This window comes from Thiocapsa rosea (assembly GCF_003634315.1).
Lineage (GTDB): Bacteria > Pseudomonadota > Gammaproteobacteria > Chromatiales > Chromatiaceae > Thiocapsa > Thiocapsa rosea.
The window spans coordinates 162,818-181,840 of record NZ_RBXL01000002.1; the positions used below are offsets into that span (position 1 = coordinate 162,818).

Here is a 19,023-nt window from a genome sequence, read left to right on the forward strand (position 1 = left end):
GGACTCGGTCTCGGGTGGAACGGAACAGAAACCTAGGTAAGGGCTGAACCCCTAAATTGTCAGCTACTTCCGGACTGTCGTCTCGCTGTGGTTAGACATTAACCGCGGCCTTCATCCGCCGCTTTGGCTCCTCGCTCAATCTACAGCAGATTGAAGTTTTGTGGCGGACGCGGCATTAGTAGTACATAAAGGAGGTTATGTACTACTGAGGAGGGCGGGGACATGGGCGAGCTGACGAGGGCGACATCCGGGGTTTTGGAACGTGCGGGCGGTGCCTCGGGGATGCCGGCGCTGATCGTGCGCGCCGGCGGTCAGGCCGAAAAACGCTTCCTGGAGTTCTTCGCCGCGCAGATCAGAAACCGCAACACGCGCGAGGCGTATCTGCGGGCGGTGCGCGACTTCCTCGACTGGGCCGAGTCCGTCGGCGTCGGCGAGCTCCTCGACATCGAGCCGGTGCACGTCGCCGCCTGGGTCGAGCTCAAGATGCGTGACTACGAGGCGCAAAGCGTCAAGCAGCAGCTCGCCGCACTGCGGCATTTCTGCGACTGGCTGGTGATGGGCCAGGTCCTGAGCATCAACCCGGCGTCCTTCGTCCGGGGACCGAAATTCTCCTGCGCCGTCGGCAAGACGCCGATCCTCTCGCCCGCGGAGACCCGGCAGCTGATCCGCGCGATCCCGACCGACACGCTCGTCGGCCTGCGCGATCGCGCGCTCATCGGTCTCATGGTCTATACCTTCGCCCGCGTCTCCGCCGCCGTCGGCATGAACGTGAAGGATGTCTTTCCTCGACAGGACGCCCTCTGGGTCCGGCTGCACGAGAAAGGCGGCAAGCGTCACGAGATGCCGTGCCAGCACAACCTCAAGGACTGGCTGCGGGAGTACATCGAGGCGGCAAGCATCGGCGAGGACGCGGGCGGCCCCCTCTTCCGTACCGTGGACCGCAAGACGAAGACGCTCGGCTCCACCCGCCTCGACCGGCAACGCGCCTGGGCGATGGTCAAGCGCCGGACGCGCGAGGCCGGGATCGACGCGGCCGGCATCTGCAATCACACCTTCCGGGGCACCGGCATCACGGCCTATCTCGAGAACCCCGAGGCGAAGCTCGAGCACGCGCAGCGCATGGCCGCCCACTCGGATCCCAAGACTACGCGGCTCTATGACCGGCGCAGCGATGCCGTCTCCCTCGATGAGGTCGAGCGCATCGGCATCTGACTCGAGGACCTCGCGCAGTCGACGTTATGGTGTCATACTTAGTGTGATGTAAAAGCGTGGATCGGGGCCACATGCGGATCTTCAAGAATGCTTGGTTCGAGCGCTTCGCGCGCAAGCAGAAGATGGGGTAGAACAAGCAGTCGTGTCACCAGCCGCCATTTCCGCGTAGATTCAGCATCTGAGTCCATCTGAGGTGTTGATCATCCGCCTTGGCCTGGAGCGGTCAGTCGCGCTACTGACGCGGGTAGCGGAAAGTCCGGTCTGCTTCTGAAGTGACAAGTCACCGCGACCCGGATCTGCCTCTTGGCACCTCGTCTTCGGCGACCGCTTCGGACGCTATGCCGTCACTGACCGCCGAAGCAACGATTCGGAAGAGCTTCCAGAAAGCGGACGTTTCGCGGCGATCTCCCGCAGGCGGTTTCGCACAGTGGCGCTCTGCAATTCCGACTGCGGCAGCAGGCCGTTCCCGACCCACAACGGACATCGGCCCTCCGAACAACAACGGCGCCAATGCTGAGTGTGGCCACCGAAAATGATGCTCCTGGTCGGAATGCTGTTCACGAAAGATGATGGCTGCAAAGCTGAGCTGTTGAATATATGAGGTAATCGCGCTCCGTGATGGACTTTCGAAAGTCCATTGCTGAGCGCGACTAAAAACTTCGTGCCGAAAAATGCGATTCTCTACAAAACAAGTGCTTGTGGGCTAAAACAGGGCTGTCCTCAGCGAAGGTGAACGGGTTTACCTCGCTTTGTGTGGCGAAATTCTTGGGTCGGTTCCGAAAGTACGCGCCGTGCAAGCGCATTGGCATCGAATGACTGGAGAGAGGGCATGGGCGTAGGCCGACGACGGCCGACGGCGAAGCCTTACCTGGACGCCTTGGAGGCAAACCAAGCGATCGACGCCGGGGCAGGTTTAACAAGCCTAGCCGGGCTGCCTCACGGCGAGTGCGGGGTTTAAGCGGAGCCCCATCGAGGTGATACCTGCCACCTGGAATCGGGGCGCCCCTCAATCATCGTGAACATCGAGCCATCAGATTGCTTGGCCATGCTCACCAATGCAACCCGGAGCAGACATTGCGAGAGCGCGCAGGCCCAACAGATTAGTCTCCTTATCGCGCTCCGCGTTGGCGCGGATGATCTGAGGGACGGATCTCCAAGCTCTCGTTGGGAAGCTCGGTGCCAAGCGTGCTTGTTGTAGCGCGAGAAGCCAACCACCGACTTTCCGAAGTAAAAAGCGAAGTCCACGCCTGTTTGTAGATCGGCAGATGCCCGGAGCGCGCCACGGAACCTCACCAGCCAAAGGAGATCGCGCTTCGCGCGAGCAGGGGGAAGACTCCCCCCTGCACCCACATCTAAAGGGCCGAATCAGCCAAAGCACCCAATCACCGAAGTCGAGCCCGCGCCAGCACCATCAGCAGCAGGCCCAGCAGGCCCAAGCCCCAAGCCCCGACCGCCGGAATCGGCTCCGGCTGGCCCGGCGGGGGCTCGACTTGTCCGGGGCGAACCGCCCAGATGTACCCCTGGTCGCCCTTGAGGATGTCCTTCTGGTAGCCGAAGCTGGCAAAAAAAGACCACGCCAAGGCTGGCCCATTCGCGTACTCTGTACTAGACCAGTACACGGAAGGGCGAAAGTTTTCAAACTGACCTGTGTTCATGAGACAGGTTTGAGGACAGCTAAAGTCCAGCATGCTGGGGTTTTCCAAACCGTCGGGGGCGGCCGCGTAGAACAGGTGCCCCATCTCGCTGCCGGTGCAGCGATAGCCATAGCTTGTATAGCTGCTGTGGAAGCTACAAGTTGGGTCGGGCTGCGTCACTGTCCATTGCCGCCAGTTGGTAATGCCCTTGTAGACCTGAGCGTTCAGGTGCGCCACCCAGGCCTCGGCCTCGAACCAGTCCAGACGGCCGTCGTCCCGGTCACAAATATCGGTCTTTGCGCGACCCGAGCCGTTGACAACCGCCGAGGGGTCGAACGCCTGCCAGATCGGGTCGTTCGCATCGCACAGCGTCTTGACGGCGTTGCCGTCCTGATCCCAGCTGATGTCTTGCACGCTGTCGTAAACCGTGCCATTCGCCTGCATCGTCAACGCGGCCTTGACCGGCCCAGCCCCCAGCAGCAGCACCGCTGCCACGAACCCAATTATCCTCGCTTGGTTGATGTATCCCATCTCCAACCCCCTGTTGTGTTCGCGATCCGTGTAGGGTAACCGTGCCGAGTGGGGCGCGCTAGTCGGCTGTCCGACGTGCCGGACCAGCCTTCGGGTACAATCGGGTTCGTGGTGAGCGAAGTGCATTGATCGGCCGGGGAGCTCATAGGGTGGTTACCCGAGCCGCGCGGGCGGTATCGACGCCCGATCGAAGGCCAGCCGTCGCAGGCGGGCGCCCTCCGGGCACCCGTGTCGGCATGGGAATGCTGATGGCCCCGGGCGGATGCCGACACGCGGCCGTGAGCACGCACACCACAGCGTGCCAACTCTTACCGCCGTAGCCTCGCGCTGACTGGGAGCGCGGGGTCACGCGTCCCGGCGGGCCAGCGCTTCGGCTCCTGACCGTCATCGAGAAGAGGGGATTCAGGCAATCGCGTGAACGCTTGGCCCCGAGTCGAAAGGAAGCTCGCTGCAGTGATCTCTCGCTGTTCAGTTCGAAGAAACGAACGGCAGGCAAGGGCAGGATTTTGGCGGTTAGGGCTACAGCAGGGGACCTAGTGTCAAGATCGGCCGCGAACTACCTGCGTCCGTTGGATAGGTCATTGCGGCCGCTCCTCGGTGACAGCTGAGCGTCCGGAATTGGCCGGGTCCGCCTGCTCGCCACCCAGAAGGCTCCGTTCTCCCCAGGTGGATGGTAGCGCCGACCACCACCGCAGGTCGATGTCCGCTTCCTGCGGTACTTCCTTGCCCTCCTCGCGTAGGTCGGTGACCGCAACGCGCGTTCACCGGGCGCTCAGGTCAGATGGGCCAGTAACCGGACATGGGACGAGGCTGACAATCGGACAATCAGCAGCGGGTGACTGCTCAGCCGCAATTGCCGGCGTTACCCTTCCGAAAAACACTTGTTTTCCGACAGTCCCCGGTTTGCCCTCGGGCAGACCGAAAAAATCGCCTTCGCGGACCGCAAAAATAGACGGAAAACCCTGTCGCATTATGCGAGCATACGGAAACCAGTTTTTGATGGTTATCCGTCCATGTTGGTTGGCTACATGCGCGTGTCGTCGGACTCCGATCGGCAGAGCACCGACCTGCAGCGGGATGCGCTCCTATCAGCGGGCGTCGATGCCCGGCATCTCTTCGAGGATCATGCCTCTGGTGCCAAGGATGACCGTCCCGGCCTGACCAAGGCGCTCGACTTTGTGCAGGCTGGCGATGTGCTGATTGTCTGGAAGCTGGATCGCCTTGGACGATCACTCTCCCACCTACTGACCATCATCGACTCCCTGAAAGACAGGCAGGTCGCGTTCCGCTCGCTGACGGAAGGCATGGATACAACCAAGCCTTCCGGTGAGCTGCTGTTCCACGTGTTTGGTGCGCTCGCGCAGTACGAGCGGGCATTGGTCCAGGAACGGGTCATGGCCGGGTTGGCGGCAGCTCGACGACGTGGTCGAGTCGGTGGACGGCCCAAGGCGATCACCGGCGAGAAGCTGGACGCGATCATCGCGGCCTTGGACGGCGGCATGTCCAAGGCCGCCGTGTGCCGCAACTTCGGCGTCAAGCGCACGACCTTGATCGAGACGCTGGCACGAATCGACTGGTCGTCACCGTCGTCCTCACGAGACGAGCCGGCATGACGGAGTCCGAGCGGATTGACCATCGCTGGCTGTTGACACCGGCCGAGCGGGCACTGGTGCTGACCAAGTACCGGGCGAGCCGGCTGGGGTTTGCCGTCCTGCTGACCTTCTTCCGCGAGCGGGGTCGCTTCCCACGAGACCCCAGCGAGATCGAAGCACAGGGCATCGCTGCCCTCGGCCGCCAACTCGACATCCCGGCCCCGACCGCGGACGAGGCTTTCCTCACGGGTCGCACGGCCGAGCGTCTCCGCGCCGAGATCCGCACGCGCTTCGGCTTTCGCGAGGCCACGGTCGCCGATGCCGAGCAGCTGTTGATCTGGCTGCGGGATCATGTCGCCGCCGAGGTGGGTGGTGAGCTCGAGCCGATGCTCGAGCGGCTGGAAGTCCGCTGCCGCGAGCTCGCCATTGAGCCGCCAACACCCGAACGAATGGAGCGGATCGCGCGCAGTGCCCTGCGTGCCCACGAGGACCGCTTCCACACCAGCGTCCATGAGCGGCTCCCGCCCGCCACGCGCAAGCGTCTTGATGCCTTGCTGCGCCCCGAACAGACCGACACCGAAGCGGATGTCGTTGGTGATCAAGAGGCGGCGACGGACCGCACGCCGACGCTGCTGGTGAAACTGCGCGATGATCCCGGTCGCCCGAGTCTTGCCAGCCTCCAGGACGCGCTGGCGAAGCTGGAGCTGCTTCGTGGCATCGATCTCCCCGCCGGTCTGTTCGACGGGGTATCGTCGCGTGATCTGGAGCGGTCTCGTCAGCGTGTTTCGGTCGAAGTGCCGCGTGACCTGCGCCGTCACCCCGAACCGGCGCGGCTCACCTGGCTGGCGGCCTTTGTCCACCTGCGTCTTCGCAGCCTGACGGACGACCTCGTGGATCTGCTGATCGAGACCATCCACAAGATCGGTGCGCGCGCCGAGCGCAAGGTCGAGCGCGAGCTGCTGGAAGACCTCAAGCGCGTCTCCGGCAAACAGAACCTGCTGTTCGAGCTGGCCGATGCGGCGCTGGCCCAGCCAGACGGCGTGGTGCGCGAGGTCGTTTTCCCCGTCGTCGGCGAGCAGACCTTGCAGGACCTGGTCAAGGAATGGAAGGCCACGGGTCCGACGTATCGCGTCACGCTCCGCACCGTCATCCGCAATTCGTACCGTGGGCACTATCGGCGCATGGTTCCCGCCTTGCTGGCCGCGCTGGAGTTTCGCTCCAACAATGACCGTCACCAACCGGTGATGGAGGCGCTCGACCTGGTCAAGCGCTTCGCAATGACCAAGGTGCATACCTTCCCGGCCGAGGAAACGGTCCCGCTCGATGGCGTCGTGCGAGGTCTGTGGCGCGAGGCGGTCTTGGAGCAGGACGCTACCGGTCAAGATCGCGTCAACCGCATCACCTATGAGATCGCCGTGCTGGAGGCCCTGCGCGAGCGCCTGCGCTGCAAGGAGATCTGGGTGGTCGGGGCCAACCGCTACCGCGATCCCGATGAGGATCTACCGACCGACTTCGAAGCCAACCGGGAGGTCTACTATCAGGCCCTGAAGCTGCCCATGGACGCCGAGCGCTTCATCGCCGACATCCGGACCGAGATGGACGAGGCCCTGACGACCTTCGATGCCGGTCTGAAGAAGAACCACTGCGTTCGGCTGAGCGACAAGGGGGGTGGCTGGATCACGCTGACACCGCTGGATGCGCAGCCCGAGCCGCCCAACCTGACCGCACTCAAGGCCGAGCTCAACGCGACCTGGCCGATGACCAGTCTGCTCGACATGGTGAAAGAGGCCGATCTTCGGCTGAATTTCACCGAGGCCCTACGCAGTCCGACCTCCTACGAGACGATGGAGCGCTCGGTCTTGCAGCCACGCCTGCTGTTGTGTCTGCACGGCCTGGGCACCAATGCCGGCTTGCAGCGTATGGCCGGGCTGGATTCCGGAACGACGCCGCGCGACTTGGCCTATGTGCGGCGGCGCTACCTCAGCGTCGATACGCTGCGCCGAGCCATCGCCATCGTGGCGGATGGGACCCTGCACGCCCGCGATCCGGCTATCTGGGGAAGCGGCACGACCGCTTGCGCCTCCGATTCCAAGCATTTCGGTGCCTGGGATCAGAATCTGATGACGCAATGGCATCTGCGCTACGGTGGACGGGGCGTCATGATCTACTGGCACGTCGAGCGCAAGTCGCTATGTGTGCACTCACAGCTCAAATCACCGTCCTCCTCGGAGGTCGCATCGATGATCGAGGGTGTCCTCCATCACTGCACCGAGATGGAGATCGACCGCCAGTACGTCGATTCGCACGGTCAAAGCACGGTCGCGTTTGCCTTCTGCCGCCTGCTCGGTTTCGATCTGCTGCCAAGACTGAAGGCCATCCACTCGCAGAAGCTGTACCGGCCCAAAACGGGCCAGGCAGACGCCTACGCCAAGCTACAACAGATTCTAACCCGACCGATCGACTGGGAGCTGATCCGCCAGCAGTACAACCAGATCATCAAGTACACGACCGCTCTGCGCCTGGGAACCGCGGACACCGAGTCGATCCTGCGCCGCTTCACCAGGAACAACGTCCTGCACCCGACCTACAAGGCGCTGGCCGAGCTTGGCAAGGCGATCAAGACCATCTTCCTGTGCCGTTACCTGCACTCGCAGGATCTGCGCCGCGAGATCCACGAGGGCCTCAACGTGGTCGAGCAGTGGAACGGGGCCACGGACTTCGTCTTCTTCGCCCGGCGTGGCGAGATGGCCAGCAACCGTCGAGAGGACCATGAGATCAGCATGCTCGCGCTCCATCTGATCCAGAACGGCATGGTCTATATCAACACGCTGATGATCCAGCGAGTGCTCGCGCAGCCGCATTGGCAGGGAAGACTAACGCCGCGCGACTATGCGGCACTGACACCTCTGATCTGGGAGCACGTCAACCCGTACGGTCGCTTCGAACTGGACATGAACACCCGCCTGGCGTTGCTTTGAGCGAAATGGCGGCTGGTGACACGACTGCTTGTTCTACCCCAAGATCCGGGACGCGGCGCTGCGCGAAGCCGTCCAGCGAGCAGAGCAAGGCTTGGTCGATGCCGACCTCGGCGGCGGGATCATCAAGCAACGCGTGGCACGCCCCGGGCAAGGTCGCTCGGGCGGCTATCGGACGCTGATCCTGTACCGCCGGGAGCATCGCGCCTTCTTCGTCTATGGATTCGCCAAGAGCCGGCAGCCCAACATCAACGCCGAGGAAGAGGCGGCATTCAAGAAGGCGGCGGCGCACGTTCTGGAGCTGACGGACGAGCAGCTCGCGGCACTGATCCGCAACGGGCAATTTTTGGAGGTCGATCACGATGGCTAAGCAGTACCGCAGCGACGCGCTGGCCTCGATCCACGAAACCATGGCGGCCCTCCACGAGGTAGGCGCCATCGACAAACTGACCATGCGCGAGTTCGACGACACCTGTCTGACGTCGGTCGAGCCCCTCTCTCCCGAGGCCATCCGCGCGTTGCGCGAACGCGAGCATCTCTCTCAGCCGGTCTTTGCCCGCTACCTCAACGTGAGCAAGAACTTGATCTCGGACTGGGAACGCGGCGTCAAGCGCCCCGGTGGTCCAGCGCTTCGGCTCCTCACTGTCATCGAAAAGAAGGGTATTCAGGCCATCGCCTGAACAACCAGCCGGCAGAACCGTGCACCTGGAAGCCGAAGTGTTGTTTCCAATCGCATCTCGTCATGAATTCCAAGATTCGCTCACCCGACTCCTGGCTTGTTTCTGCGTGACGACACCGACTGAGAGGCGGTGGAAAAGGTCCCGACTCGGTTGTAGCGACGGCCCGTAGTCGGACAGAAGACACCCCCGAACTGAGCCGCTCCGGCGGCAAGTAGACGCACTGCTGACGCTAGCGGTTAGGCTCCGGGTTCGCAAGTAGCAGCCCCTTTCGGGTCGGGCAAACGCGTGTCGGAGATACAGTCCAAAATTACCAGCCTCGCGCGGCTTATCGCACGAGGTCTGTTGGATTACGGGGTTTGGTCTCATACGTTGCGGTCAAAGTGTGTTTCCAGCAAGAATGTCGAGAGGGTTGCAGCGGCACCAACAGCAAGGCGCGCGTGCCGAGGCGAAAGGCCCTTCACTGCCCCCGCTTTCCCATGACCGGTGCCATAGAGATTACGAAGTTCACCAAGACCTTGAGTGATGCTACCAAGGTTGCTAAGGAGTCTTCGGATGGACTCGGCACCTTTCGCCGAGTTAGCGATCGACTCCGGAACCAGACCCAGTGCTTTTCTGACGTCTTTAACTAACTGTCCAATATCGCAGTCATCTCTAAAAATGATTTGGCGCTGTTCCAAAATGGTCTTGCAAACCGATTCCACAAGCTCTTTAGCAGTTCCAATAGCAAGAGCTGGATCGTCTTCAACCGCATTCTGCATTCGCTGTATTTGCCGATGGAGTTCGGGTAGATCGAGCGGCTCCACGGTGCCTGCTATGTGCTCCAAACCGTGGCGTTTTCCAACTTTAGTGAGTTTCCCGCCAGAGTAGCTGAAACCATCCTTCTCGATCCACTTCTTTAAAGCTTTGAAATTATTCGCTTCCCAATCCGCGCCGTCTTCCATGTGATCCTCCAAGTTAGTGAGGACATTCTCATACATGGCGAGGAACTTACGAACATCGTTCCATCGTGTCCAATCAATTGCGTGGTAGTACTGTTCAACAAGGGAGCGTCGTTGGCCTGACGTATTTGGTATGTAATCGCCGTCGCATGGGACATCGACAGAATCAAACTCGTTGGTGATTTCAGATAGCGTAGTGCCAACGAAGTACTCGCGTAGTTCAATGCGCGTCTTCTTGCTGATTAGCTCGCCGGCCACTGTATAGCCTCCTATGATTCCCAAAGTTAGGAGTCAGAGGCTTGCGCGGCTTTATGCACCAGCCCCCCTGAACCGCAGGTTTGGCGGGCACCTTGTTCGGCATACGGCACCTGCGTTTCTTTGATAAATTTAAGCTCGGCCTCAAGCTCTACAAGCCGGGCGATCGTGACGGCTTCAAGTACCGACGCATGAATAAGAGGCTGAATAGTTCCGCCATCGTAGCATGAGGCCACGAAAGCCGCGTGACTTTGCTGATAGGCGCGCCAATCATCGTTGGACTGGTCGAATTGCGCACACCCTTCAGGCGAAAAGAAGCCCTTGATCTGTGCGATTACGGAATCAAGCTTGCTTTCGGCCATTCGATAGGCATCTGCGGCAGCAATGTTCATTTCTGCCTGAGTCAGGCCGGTGTTCTGTTCGACCTCTCGAACGCGCTGCGCTTCTTTTTCGTAGGTGATGCTGAGTTTCTTGGCAACCTTAGCACGACCCATGAGGGTGTCTTCAAGGTTCTTTAGGTCGGCCACTGTGTAGTTCGTGTTGTCTAGCTCCTTGCGCAGTGAAAGTAGCTTTTCAGCCTTCTCAATGTTCTCGAATACCGGGGCTTGTTCCGCCCTGCGACGCCAAAAGAACCATACAGTGGCTCCAACGCCGCCCAATACGAGCAGGACGATGTCTGTAAGCATATCTGTCAACTGCACGTTCCATACCCTCCAACGTGACGAGTGACCCGACCCAAGTCGGGGGAACATAGCTCCCCTGGGTAAAGTTCAAATCTTTTTTCGAATTGGCTGCTTCCTACACTTCTTCGGGACATTGCCTTACGCCAGGTCCGCTTACGAGTTCGGGATTCGTCAGCAACATATCGATGGGCAGCGAAAGGTCAATTTTCTCACGTCCAAAAACAAAGCGCTCGGCCCAGATAACCTGCTGCGAGTTTGCAAAAACAACGTTCTCTGGTTGTAGTTGCACTGGAATACCTCTATTAATCGCGTTGCTGTATGCCTCGGCTACTCCATCCATGCGGAGAAAGTTTTCCGCGAGTGCAGGGCATATGATGTGAATGCTGTATCTCGGCGATAGCGGCATGTACAACTCGATTCCGGTGTTGTTCAGTCCAAGATTTCCGCGCGGGCAGCGATCAATCATGTTGTAACGAGATACTGGGTTGTCACCGATGATGAAGGTACTTTCCTTGGGCGCCTTTTCGAGCGTCCAGACTTTGGTCTGAAGGAGATTTGCAAACTCTGGGGCATCGCGGAGTAATAGCAGAGAGCTGAGTTTGGAATCCTCCGGCCCATATTCTCCGACTGTGCGCAGATCGTCTCCTGCACGGACGTTTGGCCCCCACTTCCGGATAACCATCTCCCGTATGTTTTCCATGTCTTTGCGAACCATAGGTGTCCGCAGCATCTGGCAGGCGACGAAGTATGATAGCCACTCGAAGTCCTCAGATAACAGTTGCAGTGAAGACTCCTTGAGTATGCGGCCAATGATCTCAGCGCCAATTGAATCGATGCGCATCATGAGGTCTTCGAGTTCCACTCGAGAGCCGTCTTGGTCGTGGTGCTCGTAGAAGAGGTTCTCATGCCCCACTTCGCGTACAGATGAGTAGCGGATGTTCTGTGTGGATTTATCAAGCGTCCACAGTTTAGGAGTCTTGCGTGATCCCGTCGCAAAGTTGCGCAGAAGGAACTGCGGGACGTAGTGTTGTTTTTTCGTTCTCGGCATTCCCTTTGTACTTCTTTCGAGAGTCGGCCACATTGTCGTATGCGGCGGGCTTTGGTTGCGTACGCCACGTTTCGGACTCAATCGTTCATCGAGAGATGATGTCCGCGACAGTCCGCAATGCGTCCAGAGCAATCGCCCGGGATGAAGCGCAGAGCAGCAGGTTTGAGTCGTGAGAGCTGGTAATGGCAGAGGGTCGCTCAAGTTGCCGCTTCCCGCATCGACTTCGATCTCACGACTCAGCCACTCCACCCCTGCCGCATCAGGTTGTCGAAATCCCTTCGTGCCAGCACGGCGGCGCAATCCCGCCAAGCGTCATCCGCCGGCTTGATGCTGTCGTTGTAGCGCAGGTCGAACCCCGTGGCCTGGCGGCGCTCCTCGATGTAGCGATCCATATTCTCGCCCAAGGTCTCCAGATCCTTGATCCAGTCGTCCTTGATGGTGTCGGGCAGACCGCCGAAGAGGTCGTAGCGGTTGCGCATGCGCTCGGACAGACGGGCATAGACCGTCTCGTCGACCGTGCCCTGATGCACGAGATTGAGCATGTCCACGGTGGAGCGCGCCTGCCCGAAGCGCTTGATGCGCCCGATGCGCTGCTCCAAGCGGGTCGGATTCCAGGGGAGATCCACGTTGATCAGCGTGCCGAGGGTTTGCAGGTTCAGTCCCTCGCAGGCGGCGTCGGTGGCAACCATGATGCGGATGTCGTGATCGGCGACCATCCGTTTGAGCTCCTCGCGGACGATGCCGACCGCCTGGCCCTCGCGATAGAGTCGGCTGCGATCGGCCCCGGCATACAGCCCGATGGTCTCGGCCGGATGCTCGGCAGCCAGGGCGTCGGCGACCCAGCGGGCGGTATCGTAATACTGGCTGAAGATGATGCAGCCGAGATCCAGCCAGCCCTCCTCGTTGAGGTAGTAGCGGACGGCGCACAGCTTCGGATCATTGCCCATGCAGGCCAAGGCGGCGAGCAGCGATTCGAGCGCGGCACGCTCCGCGTCGGTCTGCACGGCCAGCTCCTCCTCGCCATCCTCGGTCTGCTCGATGACCGTGCGCCCCGCCAGGAGCTTGGTTGCGGTGTTGATCCCGGCCACGACGCTGGAGCAAACGCGTTGTTGCATCAGGTTCTTCATGAAGCCGCCGCCCTTGCCGCGTTTGGCCAGCACAGCGCCGAATTCCAGGGCCTCGGCGTAGGCCCGATCGAAATCCGGCGTGGTGCGCAAGGCGATGTCCTGGAACAGGGCGTTGAAGCGATGCGGATCCTTCACCAACCCCTGCTCCGGATGGACATTGACGGCGATCTTGTCCAGCAAGCCGCGCTCTTCGAGGGTCGTGCGTTTGCGCAGGACGACATGACGGACCAACGGATTCTCGCGCTGGAAGAAGCTCGCCCCGTCGATCACCCGATCCAGCTCGGTTTCCAGGTCGTCGCGCAACTCCGGGGGAAGATCGGTCAGCGCGCCGGCCAGGTGCTCGTTCGCGCGCAGTCCGAGGTCTTCGCGCAGGTTGTGGAACAGGCGCCGGGCGTTGGGCTCGTTGGTTGAATCGCGGGTCGGCAGCGGCGAGCGCAGCAACTGCCAGCCGTAGTCGATGTCCTCGACCCGCTGCGCGCCGCCGAGCAGCGGCAACACCCGTTCCGGGTAGTGCCAATCGGACAGCGCATGTCCGAGCACGAAGCCCTGACTGCCCCGGTGCAGCACGCGCACCAGGTCCCACAGATCCTCGGCCTTGGTCTGGATCGGGGTCGCGGTGCCGAGCAACAGATGATCGGTGCGATCGGCGATGGCGTGCATGAAGGCAAGCAGCGCGTTGGGCTCGCCGGCGTCCGCGCCGTAGCCCTGGCGCGAGCGCGCCTTATGGGCCTCGTCGAGGATCACCAACGTGTAGCCGATCCCGACCAGGATCGCCTTCTCGCGCGAGGGCTGCACCATCAGCCCGGTGGAGACGATGCCGATGCGCAGCGGACAGCGGGCGATGTGCTCCGGGCCGTTCGGGGAGATCGCCCGCGCCTCGGTGTCGAGCCAGACCTTGCGCATGGAGTGCCACCGGGCGCAGGGGATGCCGAGCTTGTCGATCATCTCGGTCTGCCACTGCTCGCAGAGCGTAGCGGGGGCGAAGATCACGATCGGCTTGCGACGTCGACGCGTCTTCTCGGCAAGCAGACACAACGTCAGGGCGGCGGTACCGAGCGACAGTGTCTTGCCCAGACCCACCTCGTCGGCCAACAACAGCCGGACCTGGCCGTGGTCGTTGGAGTGCCGCAGGCATTCGGTCACGAAACCCTGCTGCCAGGGTTGCAGCGACATGCCCTCGCGGTACAGCGGGGACTCGATCAGCGCCGCCGGGGCGAGGGTCTCCTCGGTCGTGATCTCGCCGAGTTCGACCTCGAAGCGTCGCCCGCGCCGGCGAACCTCCCGGCACACCGCCTCGGGCAGTGGTTTCGCCGCGTTCCACAGGTGCTCGAACTCGGCCTCGATCCAGGCCACGCCCTCGGGCGAATCGTCCTCCCAGAGGATCTCGTAGTGCTGCTGCCAACCGTGTCGGGTCTCGTTCATCGAGCCGATGAAGCCGACCTTGCGTCCGTCGGCCCGCTCGATCACGCCGGCCTTGCCGTGCAGAAAGCCGCAGAGGCTGTCGGGTGCAACCCGGATCACCTGGCCGCGCCGGGCCAGAAAGGCATCGAGACGCCGATAACGCTCGCGGTTGAGCAGCGATTCGGCCTCGATCGAGCGCTCGTTCCAGCGTCCCAGCATGCGCGCCTCGCGCAGTTGCGCGACCTTCAGATCCTCGGGCGAGAGATCGACGTTGCAGACGATGCGCACGTCCGCCACCGACTCCAGCCATTCGTGGGCGATCTCGAACAGGGAACTGGTGAAGTAGCCGGCGATGCGCCGGTAACTGCGGGCACCTTGGAGCTGGTCGGCAAGAAAGCCTTGGTCCAGCGGCGTGGTGCGGGAAGAGAAGCGGCGGATGGTCAAGGCGATGCGGCGTCGGAGAACGGATTCAGCAGCAACACCCCGCTGCGCTCGACATCCCGTACATTTCGCGTCACCAAGGTCAATCCGAACTCCTGCGCGGTGGCAGCCAACAGGCCATCGATCACCGGCAGGGCGTCCGGGACATTGTTGCGACCCCAACGCTCCGCCACTTCGGTTGAAACGGACAGGATGCGATCGGCAAAGCCTTCTTTGACCGAGGCAAGCCGTTGTTCCAATCGCGCGGCTTGAACGGGATCACGGCGACGCAGGCGATCGATGCCTTGGCGCACTTCGCCGAGCACCAACACCGAGAGATAGAGCTCGCGTGGATCCGCCGCCTCGTACCAGGCGCGCACGCCCGGATCGGCACGGTCGCCCTTCTGCACTTCCGACAGGATATTGGTATCGATCAGGAAGCCCATTCCGGATCACCTCGACCGAAGTCCCGAGCGCGGTGCAGATCCTCGGCGGTGAGACCCTCCGTCAAGCCCGCCAACAGGCCCTTCAGATCGCCGCCGTCATTGGCGGAGCGAGGTGGATCATCCATCAGCAACAGCACGCGCAGATGGGTACCGTCCGGTATGGTCTCCGGCAGACGGATCGTATGGTGTTCGACGGTTGCTTCAAGCTCGATTGCGTGCATTCGCGTCCTCCGGGCGGGTAGTGAGCGGCGTCTACTGCAACCGCTGATTGCGCATCCGACTGGCGATCGCCTCCGCGGCGCGGCGGATCTCGGGTCCGCGGGCCTTGGCGGCGATGAAGGCGGTCATGTCGATCAGCAGCGGGCGGCGGTGCAGATAGTCCGGGATCGCGTCGCGCAGGTTGGCCATGACGACCTCGGGGTCCTTGTCGGCCAGGAACTCCTGGATGGCGATGAACACGGCCGCGAGCGGGGTGGCGCCGAGTTCGGTGCGGTCGGTGAGATCGCGCGGCTTGAGCTCGGTGACCGATTTCAGCCGCGCCGCGTTCGGTTTGGTGCTCGCCATCACCGCCGCATAGTCGTCGACCCGAAACGCCTTGGCGAAGTTCTGGTAGTTGTCGAGCTTGGACGCCCCGGTGGTCTCCATGTCGAGCATGCGCAGATAGAAGCGCTGGATGCCGCCGATCGCCTGCCAGGTCTCGCGGTCGAGTCCTTCGGGAACGAGCAAACCGTTGGCGGTCTCGGCCGCCTGCTCGACGATCTCGTCGACCACCGTGGTCTCGCCCTTGCGGCGCGGACGCAGAGCAAAGGCGGTCACGTCCTCGCCGCCGAGACTGGTGTAGCCGGTCAAGACCTTGAGCGCCGCCGCGTAGCCGGCCATCTGCAGGTCCGAGTCGTTGAAGACCGGCGCGCCCATGCGGGCCTCGGTCTCGGTGTTGAGATGCAGCATCTGTTTGATCTGGGCATCGACCTCGCGCTTCACCTCGGGGAGGATGCGCTGCTTGAAACCGGGGCGCTCGCCGGCGGGGCGCTTGCGCAGCATCAGGATCACGGTGCCCTGGACGTAGCCTCCTTTCTTGAGCTCCGAGGTCGTCTCGGTGGCGATATACCAGGCCCCGACCACTTGCAGACCCGCGGCCCAGAAGATGCTCACCATGTCGGACCAGACGCCGGTGTCCTGGTGGGTGAACATGACGCATTGCATGCCGTTGACCGGCATGTGTTCGGTCATGGCCTTGTAGGCGTCGACCATGCCGCGGCGGAAGTCGTCGCCCGAACCCTTGATGGCGAGGTCGCGACGGGAGTCCCAGGTCCATTCATCGAAGGGCGGCGGCGGGTTCTTGCGGAGCCAGGCGATGAAGTATTCGGTGATTTCGTGGTACATCACCGCATTGGCATAAGGGGGATCTGTTACCCAAATATCACTTTCAGCCGCAAGAGCAAGCACGGGACTACACAAAACAATCGAACGTGTTTCTAAAGGAAACAAAGGAATTTCTAGCCGAACGTAGGATTTCAAATCCATGAAACCCCGAGAACCCCAATTATAAATAGTGTTAAGCGCCTGGTTTGAGAAAGTATTCTGCAGCCCTCCTTTCCTTCCATCATTGTGCCATGAACATAATTTGGACTGCAAATTCAGGATTCCACCCAATCCCACCCATAGATTCTCACTATAGCCCAGCCTCATCATATAACTCACCATCAAAATCTGGCGGCTATTAAATAAATGATGCCAGTATGACCAACCCCTTGCAACAACGAGATCTCGCCCCTGATAGCGCGGAGCACCGCCAATTTCGAGCGGCATATCCGGCACCAATCCCTCATCCTGCCAGCGCGCGAGGTTCTGGGCGACGATTGATTCAACCTGTCGCTCGCGTTCCAGATCCTCCTCGTTTACCGCGGCAAAGAACGTCGTCGAACGAGGCACGTCCCACGTTTCGCGCGTGATCCACTGGATGCAGTAAAGCCGCTCCTGAAAGATGTCGTCCGAGCGGGGCTTGAAGTCGTACTTCTCCCAGCTGCGAAGCTTGTTTGCGATATTGCCGTCAGCATCGCGATAGTCACCGCGAAGTGTCTTGATGGGCGTCCGATAGGTCTTCCCATCAAGCTCATAAACAAGATTTCCTTCACGCACCGTGCCCTGCTCAGCGGCCGTTACCTCGGCAGCCGAAACACCGGTTAGAATTTCAATATCAAATCGCTGGTTGGAGAAGTTCGGAACCAGCTTGGCAATAACGCCTCGAATCCTCGAAACCACCCAGCTCGGCGCCATCGGTACCATCCAGCCGGTCTCCGGGCAGCGGGTCTCAAGGCAGTACAGATAGGCCTTGGCCCGATTGCCCTGGCTGTCGTGCTCGATGCCCAGCGCCGTGATCTCCCGATCGACCGCCTCGGCGATCTCGCGTTGAGCCTGGTCAATCTCTGCGCGCTTCTCGGGCGACGCTCCGATGATATTGAGCGCCCCCCAGGTCAGCATGCAGGCGATGGGGTTGAGGTCCGAGGCATAGACATCGCAGCCCAACCGGGCGGCCTCGAAGGGGATGGAACCCCCGCCGCAGAAGGTGTCGCCCACCTTCGGACGATGACCGAAGCGCAGGATGCCGAGCTGCTCGACCAGCTCCTGATGCGAGCGAGCCTCGATCCCGAAGCGACCCAGATGGGCGTTCACCGCCGGCCAGATCGGCGCGTAGAGAGCCGCCTGGTCCAGCTCCTCCGGACGCTTGCAGAGCCCGGCGCGCTCCTCGTAGGTGGCGAAGGTCGCGAGTGTGCGGGCCAGTAGCTCCAGCTTCTCGGCCGGGTCGATATCGCGTCGCCAACGCAGGGCGAGACCTGGGTAGTCGTCCGGATCGAACGGGAACCGGATGCCCTCGATCTCCTGCGCGTCCGCGACATTGCCTTTGAAGACAGTGCTGAAGTGGCGCCAGGGATTCTCCAAGGTGATCCGTCGCGCGACGTCGGCCGGGGCAAGTCTGGGCTCGCGCCGGGCGAGTCCGGCGGTGTCGAAGGCCATCAGCTGCTCGAAGATCTCCAGGTCCTGCTCGGGATCATCCGTCTGGGGCAACAGGCTGCCGAGCAGGATGGCCCTCACCAGGATGAGCGGCTTGCGACCCTTCCAGTAGGAGCCGAGCGCGGTCAGCGTCTGCCCTGCGCCGGCCTTGCGCTCGCGCTGGGCCTCGAACGAGATCTTCTGTGCCGGAAAGACCGCCTCGATCAGCGCCGGGGCGTCCCTCAATGCGAAAGGCTCAAGCCGGGCGTCTCCACCTGCCGTATCCGTGAGTGTTTCAACCATCATCGCGCTGCGAATCCAAAGGTCCGACGGGTTTTTTTGATCATGGTGTCCGGATGATCCAGTCTTCGAGCCTCAAACCCTCGAACCGCGCGTAGTGCCGGGTATTGCCGGTCACCAGGGTGGCCCCGTGCGCAAGGGCGATGGCGGCGATCATCAGGTCCGCATCGGCGACCGTCGTGCCCGCCGCGCGCAGGCGCGCCTTGTGCTGTCCGAAGAGCAACGCCGCGGGCAGCGTGAAATCGAGGATCGGCAAGGTCGACAGGAATTCGGTCACCAGGGTTTGGTTCGGCTCCGGTGCGCGTGAATTGGCGGCTCCGTAGGCCAGCTCGCAGGCGGTGATCCAGGTCGTCGCCACCCGATCGAGGGTGGACCGGCGCCGCTGCAAAACCTGCGCGTTGCCGCGCAGGATCTCGATGCAGACATCCGTATCCAACAGCTTCACAGCGTGTGCTCGCGACCCAGCGTGCGGGAGAGGTAGATGTCCGCGATCAAATCATCGGTGTCACGTTCGCTGCCCTCCCAGCGTCCGCTCAGCGCCTCCCAGGCTCCGAGCTGGGCGTCGCTCTCCTGGCGAAGCCGACTCGCGGGATCGGCCGTCGATTCAAGTGCCTGCTCGAGCAGCCAGATGGCTTCGCGGTTGAGGCTGCGTTGATCTTGGGTTGCCCGGCTGCGCAGGCGCTCCATCAAGGGGATGGGGATGTCTTTCAACGTGAGTGAAGGCATGGAACGGGTGTTGTCGACGATCTGAGATGCAACCATTTTGGTTGCGGCTCGGGCGAACGTCAAT

The 19,023-nt window shown here is 61.7% G+C and carries 15 protein-coding genes; 5 read left to right on the top strand and 10 right to left on the bottom strand.

Annotated features, from left to right (window positions below):
• The first annotated feature begins 222 nt into the window (after nt 1–222).
• Nucleotides 223–1,212, top strand: a complete 990-nt coding sequence (locus tag BDD21_RS27055; RefSeq protein ID WP_120800293.1) for a tyrosine-type recombinase/integrase — start codon at nt 223–225, stop codon at nt 1,210–1,212.
• Nucleotides 1,213–2,594: 1,382 nt separating this feature from the next.
• Here BDD21_RS27055 and BDD21_RS27060 read toward each other — a convergent pair.
• Entirely contained in the window at nt 2,595–3,377 is a 783-nt protein-coding gene (locus BDD21_RS27060; RefSeq protein ID WP_170164978.1) for an Lcl C-terminal domain-containing protein, read from the bottom strand.
• An 881-nt stretch (nt 3,378–4,258) separates the two neighbouring features.
• Here BDD21_RS27060 and BDD21_RS27070 point away from each other — a divergent pair.
• The 4 genes from BDD21_RS27070 to BDD21_RS27085 are packed head-to-tail and all read left to right on the top strand — an operon-like array spanning nt 4,259 to nt 8,624.
• Nucleotides 4,259–4,990 carry a recombinase family protein gene (locus tag BDD21_RS27070; protein ID WP_281269202.1) on the top strand — a complete coding sequence of 244 codons (732 nt, stop codon included), beginning with the start codon at nt 4,259–4,261 and terminating at the stop codon, nt 4,988–4,990.
• A complete protein-coding gene (locus BDD21_RS27075; RefSeq protein ID WP_120800296.1) occupies nt 4,987–7,947 on the top strand; it encodes a Tn3 family transposase in 2,961 nt (986 codons plus the stop codon). Before BDD21_RS27070 ends, BDD21_RS27075 begins: the two co-directional genes overlap by 4 nt.
• Before the next feature lie 28 nt (nt 7,948–7,975).
• On the top strand, nt 7,976–8,314 hold the full coding sequence (locus tag BDD21_RS27080) for a type II toxin-antitoxin system RelE/ParE family toxin (RefSeq protein WP_120800297.1): 339 nt from the start codon (nt 7,976–7,978) through the stop codon (nt 8,312–8,314).
• Nucleotides 8,307–8,624 (top strand): helix-turn-helix domain-containing protein, encoded by a 318-nt coding sequence (locus tag BDD21_RS27085; protein WP_120800298.1) that lies wholly within the window; start codon nt 8,307–8,309, stop codon nt 8,622–8,624. The genes BDD21_RS27080 and BDD21_RS27085 overlap by 8 nt, the downstream gene beginning before the upstream one ends.
• Before the next feature lie 362 nt (nt 8,625–8,986).
• On the opposite strand, the gene BDD21_RS27090 is transcribed toward BDD21_RS27085, so the two are convergent.
• The 9 genes from BDD21_RS27090 to BDD21_RS27130 all read right to left on the bottom strand — a co-directional run bounded on the left by BDD21_RS27090 (nt 8,987) and on the right by BDD21_RS27130 (nt 18,995).
• Nucleotides 8,987–9,820 carry an abortive infection family protein gene (locus tag BDD21_RS27090; protein WP_211335243.1) on the bottom strand — a complete coding sequence of 278 codons (834 nt, stop codon included), beginning with the start codon at nt 9,818–9,820 and terminating at the stop codon, nt 8,987–8,989.
• Between the two features lie 26 nt (nt 9,821–9,846).
• Nucleotides 9,847–10,518: a lysozyme inhibitor LprI family protein gene (locus BDD21_RS27095; protein ID WP_120800299.1), complete on the bottom strand. Its 672-nt coding sequence runs from the start codon at nt 10,516–10,518 to the stop codon at nt 9,847–9,849.
• A 97-nt stretch (nt 10,519–10,615) separates the two neighbouring features.
• Nucleotides 10,616–11,548 carry a DUF4238 domain-containing protein gene (locus BDD21_RS27100; RefSeq protein ID WP_170164979.1) on the bottom strand — a complete coding sequence of 311 codons (933 nt, stop codon included), beginning with the start codon at nt 11,546–11,548 and terminating at the stop codon, nt 10,616–10,618.
• Nucleotides 11,549–11,784: 236 nt separating this feature from the next.
• On the bottom strand, nt 11,785–14,520 hold the full coding sequence (locus BDD21_RS27105; RefSeq protein ID WP_120800301.1) for a phospholipase D-like domain-containing anti-phage protein: 2,736 nt from the start codon (nt 14,518–14,520) through the stop codon (nt 11,785–11,787).
• Entirely contained in the window at nt 14,517–14,942 is a 426-nt protein-coding gene (locus BDD21_RS27110; RefSeq protein WP_120800302.1) for a type II toxin-antitoxin system VapC family toxin, read from the bottom strand. The genes BDD21_RS27105 and BDD21_RS27110 overlap by 4 nt, the downstream gene beginning before the upstream one ends.
• Entirely contained in the window at nt 14,930–15,163 is a 234-nt protein-coding gene (locus BDD21_RS27115; RefSeq protein WP_120800303.1) for a hypothetical protein, read from the bottom strand. Before BDD21_RS27115 ends, BDD21_RS27110 begins: the two co-directional genes overlap by 13 nt.
• 31 nt (nt 15,164–15,194) lie before the next feature.
• Nucleotides 15,195–18,239: an anti-phage-associated DUF1156 domain-containing protein gene (locus BDD21_RS27120; RefSeq protein ID WP_245970044.1), complete on the bottom strand. Its 3,045-nt coding sequence runs from the start codon at nt 18,237–18,239 to the stop codon at nt 15,195–15,197.
• 37 nt (nt 18,240–18,276) lie between these two features.
• Nucleotides 18,277–18,678 (bottom strand): type II toxin-antitoxin system VapC family toxin, encoded by a 402-nt coding sequence (locus tag BDD21_RS27125; RefSeq protein WP_120800304.1) that lies wholly within the window; start codon nt 18,676–18,678, stop codon nt 18,277–18,279.
• A complete protein-coding gene (locus BDD21_RS27130) occupies nt 18,675–18,995 on the bottom strand; it encodes a hypothetical protein (RefSeq protein ID WP_120800305.1) in 321 nt (106 codons plus the stop codon). The genes BDD21_RS27125 and BDD21_RS27130 overlap by 4 nt, the downstream gene beginning before the upstream one ends.
• Between the last annotated feature and the right edge of the window lie 28 nt (nt 18,996–19,023).

Bases quoted from the DNA above. Each gene is read 5' to 3' on its own strand.
- BDD21_RS27055 (WP_120800293.1), top strand. From the start codon at position 223: ATGGGCGAGCTGACGAGGGCGACATCCGGGGTTTTGGAACGTGCGGGC.
- BDD21_RS27060 (WP_170164978.1), bottom strand. From the start codon at position 3,377: ATGGGATACATCAACCAAGCGAGGATAATTGGGTTCGTGGCAGCGGTG.
- BDD21_RS27075 (WP_120800296.1), top strand. From the start codon at position 4,987: ATGACGGAGTCCGAGCGGATTGACCATCGCTGGCTGTTGACACCGGCC.
- BDD21_RS27085 (WP_120800298.1), top strand. From the start codon at position 8,307: ATGGCTAAGCAGTACCGCAGCGACGCGCTGGCCTCGATCCACGAAACC.
- BDD21_RS27100 (WP_170164979.1), bottom strand. From the start codon at position 11,548: ATGCCGAGAACGAAAAAACAACACTACGTCCCGCAGTTCCTTCTGCGC.
- BDD21_RS27110 (WP_120800302.1), bottom strand. From the start codon at position 14,942: ATGGGCTTCCTGATCGATACCAATATCCTGTCGGAAGTGCAGAAGGGC.
- BDD21_RS27115 (WP_120800303.1), bottom strand. From the start codon at position 15,163: ATGCACGCAATCGAGCTTGAAGCAACCGTCGAACACCATACGATCCGT.
- BDD21_RS27120 (WP_245970044.1), bottom strand. From the start codon at position 18,239: ATGATGGTTGAAACACTCACGGATACGGCAGGTGGAGACGCCCGGCTT.
- BDD21_RS27130 (WP_120800305.1), bottom strand. From the start codon at position 18,995: ATGGTTGCATCTCAGATCGTCGACAACACCCGTTCCATGCCTTCACTC.